The following is an 11,676-nucleotide window of genomic DNA, read 5'->3' on the forward strand; positions in this document are numbered from 1 at the left end:
AACCCCTATGCCCCCCGACGTCACCCCCCCACTTCGCCCCGTCGCCGCCCAAGAACCGCTGTTCACGTACCTGCGGCAGATGTGGCAACGCCGAGATTTCGCCACGGCGCTGCCGATGGAGGAGGTGCGGGCACGGCATCAGGACACCCTGCTGGGCAACCTGTGGCACATCACCAACCCGCTGCTCACGGTGTTGGTGTACTACGTGATCTTTGGCGTCATCCTCAGCGGTTCTCGGGGCGTCGATCACTACCTCCTGTGGCTGACCATCGGGGTGTTCGCCTACAACCTCACCTCGAAGACCGTCCTCTCGGGCGCCGGTGCGATCACCTCGAACGAGGGTCTGATTCGGGCGGTCAAGTTTCCCAGAGCATTGCTGCCGGTCTCGGTGACCTTCAGCCACATCATCACGTTCTGGTTCGAGCTCGGCATGCTTGCGGGACTGGCCATCGTGATGGGCCTCTACCCCAACCCACGGTGGCTGGCCATCCCGTTCTTCCTGGCGATTCAGACGGGTTTCAACCTGGGCTTCGCCATGATCGTGGCCCGACTGAACGACGGTTTCCGTGACGTGGCCCAGATCGTGCCGTTTCTTTTTCGCCTCGGGGTCTACGCGTCCGGCGTCATGTTTCCTCTCGACAAGATCGCGGATCGCGTCCAGGGACCCCTCCTCCTGCTGGTGGAACTCAACCCGTTTGCCAGTTACCTGAACCTGTACCGATGGTCGTTCCTCGGCCTCCCCCTCTCCGTCAAGCAGTTCGGCGTGGCCGTCGGCTGGTCAGTACTGGCCCTCGTCTGGGGATTCCGGTTCTTTCGGCGTGCCGAGCTGCGATATGGGCGGGGGTAAGGGTGACCACCGATCCTCAGGCCGAACGGCCAAAGACCCCAGCCGAGCACGGCCCCATGGTGTTGCTCATCAACGAGGTCGACATCGACTACGAGGTGTGGGAGGACCGTCGCCGGGGCCTCCGAGAGCGCTTCACCGGCATGCAGGGCGCCGGACGAACGGTGATCCATGCGGTGAAGGGCGCCAGCTTCGCCGTCTATGAGGGCGAGTCGGTGGCCATCATGGGGTCGAACGGCTCGGGCAAGAGCACCATCCTCGCGGCGATCGCCGGCCTTCTGCCGGTGACCGGCGGAGAGATCTACGCCTCCTACGAGCCCCGCCTGATGGGCGTTGGCGCAGCGTTGTTGCCCAAGGTCTCAGGCATGCGCAACATCCGCATCGGTTGTCTGGCATTGGGCATGTCCGTCGAACAGATCGACGAGCGCCTCGACTCGATCATCGAGTTCGCAGACATCGGCGAGGCGATCAACCGGCCGTTGCGCTCGTACTCATCGGGCATGAAGGCACGGTTGCTCTTCGCCATCGCCACCTCGATTCGACCCAAGATCCTCATGATCGATGAAGCTCTTTCAGTCGGCGACAAGGAGTTTCGTGCCAAGTCCGAAGGACGAATTCAGGACATGCTGAACCACGCAGGCACCCTGCTGATGGTCAGCCACAACATGAACGAACTCAAACGCCTTTGTACACGCGGCATCTGGCTGGAAGAGGGCGTCATCCTGGCCGATGGTCCACTGGACGAGGTCATCGCCACCTACACGGAAGGCACGTAACCCCATGGCAGTCGCCACCAACACCGAACGGGCGTTCTTTGTCGCCTTCGTCGAGAATCGCTCGAAGGTCCAGCGCACCGCGCTGGTGGTCATCGCTGCGGTGGCGGCCACCCTGTTCAGCCTGCGCGCAATCGCCCAGCAGGCTCTGAACATGTGGTGGTTTCGGACGGTGAGCGATGTGCCGATCTGGCGCACCAGCATGCTGGCCCGAATTCAGCTGGGTGCCCTGGCGATGGTGGTGACCTTGGGCGTGGTGGGCACCTCGGTGTGGTGGGCACACCGTCAAGGCAGCGCAGAACCGGATCGGCCCAAAGGGCGAATGCTGAAGTGGTACGAAGCCAAGATGGGCCCCGGCCACCGCTGGCTGCTCGTGCTTGCGCCGGTGGTCTTCGCCCTGTGGGAGACCCGCAGGGTGGCCTCGAGGTGGCAGGTCTGGCTGCTGTACCGCGAGGGTCGGCCCACGGGCGCCAAGGTGCCCTACCTGGGTGGCGACGTCGGCGACTACCTGTTCAAGTTGCCGTTCTGGAATCTGGTGACCACGTGGCTGAGCTGGATGTTGGTGGGTGCGGCGGCGCTCTCGCTCCTCGTGTATCTGGTGAACCGACGGATCAGCCTGAGGCACTTCGTCAGCCGTTCCGAGCAGAAGGCCGTCGCCCACATGGCGGTGCTGCTGGGCCTGCTCGCCATCGTGAAGGCCATCGACTTCATGGTGGTACAGCGGATGTCGCTGGCGATGTCCACCAGTGGGTCCTTCGTCGGCGCCGGCTACACCGAACTGCACGTGCAGTTGACCACCCTCAACACGCTGGCGCTGATCGGGTTTCTGGTCGGCATCCTGTGTCTCGCCAACGTCCGCTGGCGGGTCAGGCGACTCGCCGTCATCGCAGGGGCCCTCTGGGGCATCGTTGCCGTGATCGGTCTGTACCTCATGCCCGGCATCATCCTGCGCCTCAAGGTGAACCCTCAGGAGGCCATCGTCGAGCGGCCCTACGTCGAGACCAACCTGGCGGCCACCCGCGCCGCGTTCTCGCTTGACGAGATCAAGGAGCACTCGCTGGAGGACGCCCCGACGCCGCCCCCGTCGCTTCAGGTGCCTGGTTCCGCCGGTTCCGCCAAGGGCCTCCCGGCCCGCGTCCCGCTGCTCGACTCTGACCGCTACGCCCCCACCTTTCAGGTGCTGGAGGGACGCACCGCGGTGAGGGTCACCAACGTCGACGTCGACCGCTACGACATCGACGGCGCCATCCGCCCGGTGCTGCTGGCCGCTCGAAGTTCCGATGCCGGAGGACTTCCACAAGGTGGCTGGGAGCAGAAGCATCTGGTGTTCACCCACGGCGACGGCCTGGCCGTGGCCCCGGCGGACGCCGTGCGGCCCGATGGACGCCCCGACTTCGATGTGCTGGCCGACAAGTTGCAGATCGACCACCCCGAGCTGTACTTCGGCGAGGGGGTGAAGGGCTGGTACGCCATCGTCGGCACCGGACGGGCCCAGCAGAACGGTGCCACGTTTGACGCCGACACCGGCATGGAGATCAACAGCCTGTGGAAACGCGGCGCACTGGCGTTCTCCCAGAGCGAGTTGGACCCGCTGTTCAGCGACTACATCACCGAGGACTCCCAGCTGTTGTATCGGCGCGACATCAACGAACGGCTGCACGCGATGGCACCGTTCTTGAAGTGGGGCTCCGACCCGTACCCGGTGGTGTCCGATGGTCGAATCACCTGGGTGATCGACGGCTTCACCTCCGCCGACACCTACCCCAACTCCCAGTTCGCCAGCCGGCTGAGCCTGGACGACGACTCCGATCTCAACCAGGGTCGGTTCAACTACACCCGTGCCTCGGTCAAGGCCACCATCGACGCCTACGACGGTTCGGTCACGATGTACCGAACCGAGCGTCAAGGCGGGAACGACCCGATCCTCGACGCCTGGAGCCGGGTGTACCCGGGGGCGTTCACGCCGATCGCCAAGATGCCGGCGGGTATCCGCTCGCACCTTCGCTACCCGATCGACCTGCTCAAGGTACAGACCAGCCTGCTCGGTCGATATCACGTGACCGACCCGGATCTGTTCCTCGACGGCAGTCGCAACTGGATTGTGTCGGGCGACCCGGGCAGCAACATCGACGGCACCGATCCGGCACCCGGCGGAATCCGACCGGCCCCCCAGGTGCTGGACACCGCCACCGGCCAGGGTCCGCGCTGGATGTCGGTCCGACCCTTCAACCTGGGTTCGGCGGCCAACGCCAACTCGCCCCGCGCCGCGTTGTCCGCCTATGCGCTTGCCGACAACGACGACGCCGAATCGCTGGCCCTGTGGACCGTTCCCAGCCCCGATGGATCCTCTGCACAGCAGCAGTTGGGCGGTCCCTCGGTGGTGCAGGCCGCGATCAACGGCGACACCGAGTTGAGCCAGCAGTTCACGCTGCTGTCCGCCGGTGGATCAAAGGTGAGCTTCGGCCCCATGACGCTGGTGCCCAACGGCGACGACGTGCTGTATGTGCGTCCCGTGTATGTGACCGCGACCGGTAAGGACGCCACCCAGCAACTGGTGGAGGTGCTGGCCTACGCCGACGGCCTCGTCGGCCGCGGCGCCAACCTGAACGAGGCCATCAACAATCTTCGGGAGCCGGTGAGCACGATACCGGTGACGCCGGCCGACAGGCAGCCGGAGGCGGTCGCCCCCGGCTGACACCGGTCAGGTGGGCTCCACCTTGACCACGAACTGGTAGGCGAACATGGTGGGCCATGCCTGGGTCATGGCGCCCTCGGCACGGGCCAGCATGCCCGGGCTTGCAGCGGTCGGCGCCTCGCCGTCGGCCCGCTCGGCCAGGACGTTCAACGGCAGGCCAACCTGGTCGAAGCGCACCACCCGCAGCTTGGCATCGGTCAGCATGCGGGTGAAGCTGCGCCTGGTGAAGAATCGCACGTGGGTGCGGTCGAGGATGCCCCGCATGTCGTAGTCGAAAGCCCCCACGGCGGTGCGGATGCGGGGATACCAGTGACCGAAGTTGGGCACCGAGATCAGCATCGATCCGCCGGGCACCAACACCCCACGGGCATCGGCCAACAGACGGCCGGGTTGACGGACGTGCTCCAGCACATCTCCCAGAACGACCACATCGAAGCGTTCTTCGCCCAACTCGGTCAGCAACGATTGGTCCATGCCGGAGTCCAGGTCGGACTGGATGAAACGATCGACGCGATCCTCGACACCCGGCGCGGTCGCCACGTCGACGCCGGTGACCCGATGCTCGCCCGCCCGCGCCGCTTCGGCGAAGTGCCCGCCGGAGCATCCGAGGTCCAGCACCTTGGACGCCGGCATCGAGTCGAGCCAGCGCAACATCACGCCGTGGCTGCTGTCCGGCGCCGGCTTCAGGTCGTACTCCACCCCGACGTCGGCAAAGCGACCCTGACCGAAGCCCATCTTGTTCAACCGCCAGGTCACCACATCGGTCGCCACATCGGCGGCGTAACGCATGCCGTTGACCCGGCAGATCTCGTCGCCGTAATAGGTCGGGATCGGAATTTCCTTGATGCGAAGGCCGGCCTCGACCAACTGGATGATGATCTCGGTGTCGAAGTCGAAGTCGTCGCTGTTGGACTCGAAATCGATCGAGGCCAGCGCCTTGGTGGAATAGGCGCGGTAGCCCGAATGAAACTCGGACAGGTTGGTTCCAAGCATCGAGTTCTCGAACCGCGACAGGATCTTGTTGCCCACGTATTTGTACTTGGGCATGCCGCCCTTCAGCGCCGCGCCCCTGGTCATCATGCGGCTGCCAAAGACCGCGTCGGCCGACGCGGTCTCAAACGGGGCCACCATGTCCGGCAGCTTCTCAGGCGCATACTGCCCGTCGCCGTGCAACAGCACCACCACGTCCATGCCGTCGTCGATCGCCATGCGGTAACCCGACTTTTGGTTGCCGCCGTAGCCCAGGTTTCTGGGCTGGCGCACCATGGTGATCGGAAGGTCATCGCGGGACTGGCTGTAGCCCAGCCCAATCAGATAGGTGTCGTCGGTACTGAAATCATCACAGACGTACACCTTCTCGACGCGGGACCTGAACCCCTCAGGGATGCGATCGAGCACCTGGCGAAGGGTGGATGCCGCGTTGTAGGCGACGATCAGGATGCCGATGCGCAGGTCGTCGCTCATCGTCAGGACAGGTCGGCGAACGTCGTCTCGGCCTGGGCCAGATCGGTGGGAAAGTCGACCTCCATGCACCGCGCGGCCGAGATGTCGACGGCCCGGAACTTGCGGCGGTCACGGGTGATCGAAAGCTCGATGCCCCGCTCGAAATAGTCCTGGGGTTCGCAGTCCTCCAGGCGGGCGGCAAGGAACGGCTTGTCGGAGGAGCCAACGAAGTTGATTCCGACCGCCTCGCCCAGCCCACCGACCACCTGTTTGGAGATCTCGTTGATGAAACCCCGATCGTCCAGGGTGTACTTCACCTCTTCATCGGAGACCGACTCGGTGTTGACGGCAACAAAGCTCTGGTCCCGGTCGATGTAGGGCTGCAGGATCTCCAGCACCGACGGGTCGAACACCACGTCGCCGTTCAGCCAGAGCACCGGGTCCTTGCCGGTGAGCCGCAGCGCCCGCTGCAGGCTCTTCGACGTGTTCGTGTCACCGAACTCGTCGTTGTAGATGTAGGAGACCCCCGGGTGTGCCTCCATGATCATTTCCTTCTTGAACCCGACGACGATGGAGATGAGGTCGGAGTCGAAGCGATCGCTGAGGTGCCTCAGCTGCAGGTCCATGATCGTGTGCTCGCCGGCGATGGGCGTCAACGGCTTGGGATGCGGCTTGCCCAGTCGGGAGCCAACACCGGCGGCCAGAATCACTACTCGAGGGCTCACGTGGTGCCTTTCACAGCTCGTCGACATCTCAGAGGGTAGTTGAACCGCGACGCTCCTCCCCAAGGGCGGTGGCTTCCACCAGTGCCGACCAGAGCTACAAAATTGGGGGCCGGCCGGCTCGGGTCAGCCGCCAGACGGTTCGCCACCGTTGGGCGCAACTCGGAGGGTGAGGCGAATGCGGGGCCTCGGACCAGCCGGCGCGCAGGCCGCCGGCAATCGATACGAGGCCCCCCACCGACCGGGATCTCGCGACGCCGATGGCCGTCCACACCATCAGGTGGAGCATCGCCACGCTCAGCGGCAGGTTGCGACGGACGAGCCAAACCCGGTTGCGCATCGACCGTTCGATCGCGCCGCGATGGCGGGTGGTGGGCAACATCGGGTGGGTCACCACCAATGACGGCGCGTAGGTGAAGCGCCAGCCGGAGCCGACGGCCCGCCATGCCAGGTCGCTTTCCTCGTGGGCATAGAAGAACTCGGCGCAGTACCCGCCCACCGAGCGGAACATGGGGCCGGACAGCGCTGATGCACCGCCCAAGAACGACGTGACCTCACCCTCGCGCTCCAGCCCTGCGCCGCCGGGACGCGGCACGTGGCGCTGCGCCGTCGCGCCGGAGTTTGGGTCAACAATGCGAAACGACACCCCGCCCAGCCTGGCGTCCGCAGCGAAACGATCCCGAAGTTGTCGGCCCATGTCGTCGCTGCGGACCACGGCGTCATCATCGAGAAAGGCCACCACGTCGGCCTCGCTCGCCGCCGCGCCCACGTTGCGCCCGCCGGGGATGCCCAGGTTCTCCCCGGCATGGATCACGTGCAGCGCATCGGCCACCGCATGCTCCAGGCGCGAGGGACCCGGGGGTGTCAGCCCGGCACCGTTGAGCACCAGGTGGACGCGCTCTCCGGGCTGCAGATGGGTGGCAAGTGAGTTCAGGGCGGCAACCAGATCGTCGTCGCGGTCACCGGTGGTCAAGACCACCCAGTCGATGGTGGGCCCCATCAGATGCTCACTCTCGAGGGGTTCGGGACGGCGGCACGGTCGGACCCCGCATCATCGGCCAGGGTTCGGGCGCAGGTGGCTGCCCCGCCGACGAGCAACGCCCATGGCAACAGGTTGGCACCCACGTAGGTCTCCAGTTGGTTGACGGCCACCACGTACCCGACCAGGCCCAGGGCGACCACACCCAAGCGGCGATCCCCACCGCTGTGCGCGGTCAGCTGGACGGTCGGCCAGATCAAGGCACCCACGGTGGCCACCAACAGCAGTGCGCCGAACACCCCGGTGGCGAGAAGCATCTCGATCACCGCGTTGTGGGCCGTGGAGAAGTCGACGTTGAAGCGGGCGACCACCTCAGCCTCCAGGGCCCGGTCCTCCCACACGCCCAACCAGCCCCAGCCGCCAAACGGTCGGCGGCTGATGGCGTCGATCAGCCAGCCCCACAACTCGGTGCGGCCCGACAGGGTGGAACTGCGGTCCAGATTGGTGGCCACCTGGGAACGACCGACCATGGCCACCACCGCCACGCCGGCCCAGGTGGCAACCACGGCGGCGACGAGCGGCCACGGGGAAACCTGCTCGGTAACCGGCCCGCCCGAAGCGGCTCGCCCCGACGCGAACCGTTGCTGCAGCGCCGGTACCAGTACGGCGACGATCACGGTGAGCACCGCCACGACCGCCCCCACCACCGGGGTGAGCGACGCCGACCGCAGCAGCGTGTGGACGTCCAGGACCACGAGCACGACGAGCGCGCCGCCGAGAGCGGCACCGAGACCGACGTCCCTCGACGAACGTGATGTGGCGCCGTCTCGATCCTGCCACCACAGGGCCATGGCACCGAAGGTTGCAAGCAGCGCCAGCATCGCCACCGGCCCCAGCGAGTTTCGGTTGAGATAGATCCCGGACCAGTCGCCGTTGCCGTCGATGGTGTTGGGCCAGGAACGACGCACCGCCAGTTGGCTGAGCACCACGCCCACCTGAGCGGCCACGGCCAGTGCCAACAGCAGGCCCCGGACACCGATGCGGTCGCCCACCACCACCGCCGTCATCGTCGTCAGCGCAAACAGCAGCCCCTGCGTTGCGGAACGTCCCGGCGCCAGCGACCAGAGGGCCGAGGCGATCACCAACACGTGGAGCGCTACCAGCAACACCGTGGTGGGCCGCGACAGCCGGGGGACACGACGCGCCAAGGCGGCGATGACCACCAGGTACAGAACGACGAATGCGGCGTTCACCCGCGCATCGTCGATGTACTGGCCCGCCGGAAGGGGCTGAATCCGGTTGCGGAGCGTGTAGATCGGACCCAGGCCAAGGGCGAACATCCAGCAGGTGGCCACGATCAACCCCCACCGATCGCCCCAGCGTCGATCTGCTCCGGTGGTCGTTGAGGTCGAGGAGGCTTGGGTCACCGGTTCTTCACTCGTTGCAGAAGCGGCTGCCACCAGTCGGGACGATCGACGTAAAAGGCGATGGTGTCGGCCAGGGTGTCGGCGAACGGACGGGTGGGGCCCTCCCAGCCGAGCGCCCGGACCTTGTCACAGTTGACCGAATAACGGCGATCGTGGCCCAGTCGGTCCTCGACGTAGTCAACCGAGGACTCGTCCTTGCCCAACAGCGCCAGCACCCGATCGGTCAACTCACGGTTGGTGCGCTCGTTGTCGGCGCCGATGTTGTAGATCTCGCCCGAGGTCCCCTGCCGCAGCACCAGATCGACGGCGACGCAGTTGTCGGCGACGTAGAGCCAGTCGCGGACGTTCAGGCCGTCGCCGTAGAGCGGCACGTTGCCGCCCTGCATCAGGGTGGTGGCGAAGTACGGAATGAGCTTCTCGGGAAACTGGTAGGGACCAAACTGATTGGAGCTGCGGGTCACCCGCACCGGCAGGTCGAACGTGGAGTGATAGCTGAGCGCGATCAGGTCGGAGCCGGCCTTGGCCGCCGAGTACGGCGAACGTGGATCCAGCGGATCACCCTCGAGGAAGCTGCCCACGTCGATCGACCCGTACACCTCGTCGGTGGAGATGTGCACCATGGCCTCCACCTCGGTCTGGCGTGCCACGTCGCAGATCACGTTGGTACCGGTGCAGTTGGTGCGTACGAACACGTCGGGTCCCAGGATGGAGCGGTCCACGTGGCTCTCGGCGGCGAAGTGCACCACCGCGTCGTGCCCGGCCATCGCCGCCGTCACGACATCGCGGTCGCAGATGTCGCCGTGGACAAAGCGATAACGGGGGTCGTCGGCGATGTCGGCCAGGTTGGCGAGGTTGCCGGCGTAGGTCAACGCGTCGAACACGGTGACCGAGTCGTCGGTGTTGGCCAGCACGTGACGCACGTAGTTGGAGCCGATGAAGCCGGCACCGCCGGTGACAAACAGTTTCATGTGAGGTTCCTCGGATTCACGTGGAGCCGCGCTTACGTGCGAAGTGCGGCATGGGGCCGCCACTGGGGTTCCAATGCGCTCCGGGCGGGGTTGGCGGCGTCGCGCTCGGACACCAGCGGCGTCTCCAAACCCCAGTCGGCGCCGATCGCCGGGTCATCCCAGGCCACGCCCAACTCGTCAGCGGGGTTGTAGTAGCCGTCGACGAGGTAAGTGATCGTCATGTCGGTCAGGGCGGCGAACCCGTGGGCCACGCCCGGCGGGATGTACACGCCCAGATGGTTGTTGTCGCCACCGTTCACCTGACCCAGATCCAGCATCATGGTGACACCATCGGTGGGCCCACCGGCGCGCAGATCGTGAAGCACCACCCGAGCCCAGCCGGTTGGCACATACCAGTAATCAGACTGGTGAAGGTGATAGTGCAGGCCCACCAGCGACCCCTGTTGGCGATCGCCCCGGTTGCCCTGAATCATTTCCCGCTGGCCCGGAAACCAACTGCGCCGGTAGGTCTCAATGAACAGCCCCCTGGCATCGCGATGAAGATCCGGTGTCACCACCACCACACCATCGATTTCTTCTGACGCATTCAATTGGGCCATCGGCATGCTCCAAGGTTGGGTTCGGCTCGGCGGCGAGCCGGATCACACAGCTTCTCAGGCCAGCTCGACCGTGGAGTGATCCCCCAAGGTCACACGGGTCGCCTGTGAACGTCGTGCGCCGCGGGTCACCTCGCTGTCGCGCCCCATCAGCGAATCGGTCAGCCGGGGCACCGCCCGGATGCGGGCACCCTCCATGATGACCGACTGATCGATTTCCGAGTCGGTCACCTCGCAGTTCGCGGCCACCGCCGTGAACGGCCCGATATAGCTGGAGGTGATGACCGAGCCCGCACCGATGATCGCCGGGCCACGGACCTCGGAGTTCACAAGTCTGGCCCCGGCCTCGATCACGACCCGGCCGTCCACCTTGGAGTCGGCATCGACCTCGCCGTCGACGCGGGCCTCCAGGCTCTCCAGCACCCGCCGGTTGGATTCCAACAGCGGGTCCTTCTTGCCGGTGTCCAGCCACCAGCCGTCCAACAGGTCATGATGCACCGGCGCCCCGGAATCGATCAGCCATTGGATGGCATCGGTGATCTCCAACTCGCCACGGGCGGACGGGGCGATCGCCGCCACAGCCTGATGGATGAGCTTCGAGAACAGGTAGACGCCCACCAGCGCCAGATCCGACGGCGGATCCTCCGGCTTCTCCACCAAGGCGACCACGTTGCCCTCATCGTCAAGCTCGGCAACGCCGAAGCGTTGGGGGTCCGGCACCGGCGTCAGCAGTATCTGAGCGGCAGGCGCTCCGGTTGGGCCGTCCGGGGCATCGCCGAGTGCCGGCTGCAGCGCAGCCGTGTGTTGGGACTCCCACCGTGCGATGAACCCACCCAACCCCTGTTCCAGCATGTTGTCGCCCAGGTACATCACGAAATCGTCGTCGCCGAGGAAGTCGCGGGCGATCAGCACGCAATGCGCCAGGCCCAGCGGCTCGTCCTGGGGCAGGTAGCTGACGTGAACCCCAAACCGTGAGCCGTCACCGACCGCCGCCTCGATCTCGGCGGCCGTCGAGCCGACGATGATGCCGATTTCGGTGATTCCGGCCTCGGCCATGTCCTCGATGCCGTAAAACAGGATCGGTTTGTTGGCCACCGGCACCAGTTGCTTGGCGCTGGTGTGAGTGATGGGTCGCAGACGAGTGCCCGCGCCACCCGAGAGGATCAGGCCCTTCATCACCGCGGTTCTAGCAGGTTGGCGGGCGATTTCCCTCCCTGGCAGTATCGTCG

General features: G+C 65.8%; 10 protein-coding genes. 3 read left to right on the top strand and 7 right to left on the bottom strand.

What is annotated here, in order from left to right; genetic code table 11:
* The first annotated feature begins 7 nt into the window (after nucleotides 1-7).
* Genes MPARV_RS0111255 through MPARV_RS0111265 form a run of 3 tightly spaced genes read left to right on the top strand, consistent with a single transcriptional unit; the run spans nucleotide 8 to nucleotide 4,312 of the window.
* Nucleotides 8-847 carry an ABC transporter permease gene (locus MPARV_RS0111255; RefSeq protein ID WP_012222758.1) on the top strand — a complete coding sequence of 280 codons (840 nt, stop codon included), beginning with the start codon at nucleotides 8-10 and terminating at the stop codon, nucleotides 845-847.
* A 2-nt stretch (nucleotides 848-849) separates the two neighbouring features.
* Nucleotides 850-1,620 carry an ABC transporter ATP-binding protein gene (locus tag MPARV_RS0111260; protein WP_012222756.1) on the top strand — a complete coding sequence of 257 codons (771 nt, stop codon included), beginning with the start codon at nucleotides 850-852 and terminating at the stop codon, nucleotides 1,618-1,620.
* A 4-nt stretch (nucleotides 1,621-1,624) separates the two neighbouring features.
* On the top strand, nucleotides 1,625-4,312 hold the full coding sequence (locus MPARV_RS0111265) for a UPF0182 family protein (protein WP_031278318.1): 2,688 nt from the start codon (nucleotides 1,625-1,627) through the stop codon (nucleotides 4,310-4,312).
* A 6-nt stretch (nucleotides 4,313-4,318) separates the two neighbouring features.
* Here MPARV_RS0111265 and MPARV_RS0111270 read toward each other — a convergent pair whose 3' ends face one another.
* The 7 genes from MPARV_RS0111270 to MPARV_RS0111300 all read right to left on the bottom strand — a co-directional run bounded on the left by MPARV_RS0111270 (nucleotide 4,319) and on the right by MPARV_RS0111300 (nucleotide 11,623).
* Nucleotides 4,319-5,776 (bottom strand): bifunctional glycosyltransferase/class I SAM-dependent methyltransferase, encoded by a 1,458-nt coding sequence (locus MPARV_RS0111270; protein WP_020378316.1) that lies wholly within the window; start codon nucleotides 5,774-5,776, stop codon nucleotides 4,319-4,321.
* Nucleotides 5,777-5,778: 2 nt separating this feature from the next.
* Complete coding sequence (locus MPARV_RS0111275) at nucleotides 5,779-6,480, bottom strand: phosphocholine cytidylyltransferase family protein (RefSeq protein ID WP_034392196.1); 702 nt, start codon at nucleotides 6,478-6,480, stop codon at nucleotides 5,779-5,781.
* Nucleotides 6,481-6,574: 94 nt separating this feature from the next.
* The gene (locus MPARV_RS0111280; protein WP_012222749.1) at nucleotides 6,575-7,477 is read right to left on the bottom strand and encodes a glycosyltransferase family 2 protein; all 903 of its coding nucleotides are present in this window, start codon (nucleotides 7,475-7,477) and stop codon (nucleotides 6,575-6,577) included.
* The gene (locus MPARV_RS0111285; protein WP_020378317.1) at nucleotides 7,477-8,883 is read right to left on the bottom strand and encodes an O-antigen ligase family protein; all 1,407 of its coding nucleotides are present in this window, start codon (nucleotides 8,881-8,883) and stop codon (nucleotides 7,477-7,479) included. Before MPARV_RS0111285 ends, MPARV_RS0111280 begins: the two co-directional genes overlap by 1 nt.
* A complete protein-coding gene (gene rfbB / locus MPARV_RS0111290; RefSeq protein WP_020378318.1) occupies nucleotides 8,880-9,851 on the bottom strand; it encodes a dTDP-glucose 4,6-dehydratase in 972 nt (323 codons plus the stop codon). The genes MPARV_RS0111285 and rfbB overlap by 4 nt, the downstream gene beginning before the upstream one ends.
* Before the next feature lie 32 nt (nucleotides 9,852-9,883).
* Nucleotides 9,884-10,450, bottom strand: coding sequence for a dTDP-4-dehydrorhamnose 3,5-epimerase family protein (locus tag MPARV_RS0111295; RefSeq protein WP_100221315.1), 567 nt, complete (start codon nucleotides 10,448-10,450; stop codon nucleotides 9,884-9,886).
* A gap of 54 nt (nucleotides 10,451-10,504) precedes the next feature.
* The gene (locus tag MPARV_RS0111300) at nucleotides 10,505-11,623 is read right to left on the bottom strand and encodes a sugar phosphate nucleotidyltransferase (RefSeq protein ID WP_012222741.1); all 1,119 of its coding nucleotides are present in this window, start codon (nucleotides 11,621-11,623) and stop codon (nucleotides 10,505-10,507) included.
* Nucleotides 11,624-11,676 lie beyond the last annotated feature (53 nt).

Origin of the sequence: Candidatus Microthrix parvicella Bio17-1 (genome assembly GCF_000299415.1) — a bacterium.
Taxonomy (GTDB): domain Bacteria; phylum Actinomycetota; class Acidimicrobiia; order Acidimicrobiales; family Microtrichaceae; genus Microthrix; species Microthrix parvicella.